At 47.2% G+C, this 504-nt stretch carries 1 pseudogene; it reads right to left on the reverse strand.

The annotated features are described in order from the left end of the window. Positions 1-466 (reverse strand): annotated as a pseudogene (locus A3735_RS02210) (DUF802 domain-containing protein); the annotation flags it as partial. Positions 467-504 lie beyond the last annotated feature (38 nt).

Genomic DNA, 504 nt, shown 5'->3' on the forward strand with positions numbered 1-504 from the left:
AAACGTAATAACCAAGCTGCTCATTGCTGCGTTCACTCGACTGCTCCAGAGCTGATTCGATGCGCTGTAAACTCTCACCAAGCAGTTCATTCGATTCACTAAACTGCTGGCAGGCCTTACCAAAAGCATCACCCAAACTGGCAATATCGGTAGTGCTTGCCGCAGCTTCGACCACGATGTCTGAGAGTTTGTTAACTTCAGCATCGATATGCTGGTCAAAACGAGAGCTGATGTTGTCTAGCATGCTACTAGAGGTTTCGACTAATGAAGCAATCGCTTCTCTTTGCTGGCTGGATGACTCGGATAAGGAGCCTGACAAGCCATCAAGCTCAGCCATAATTCGCTGACGCTCTTCTAACAAGTGGTTGTCACGCTCCATGTTGTTACTGATTTCTTCACGTAACTTGGAGATTACCTCCGCAGCAACCTTTGGTGTTTCAGACGCGGTTTCAATCAGCTCTGTCATGGGTTTCTCAATCGTTTCTGACAATTGGGCAACTTGCT

Source organism: Oleiphilus sp. HI0061, assembly GCF_001635675.1.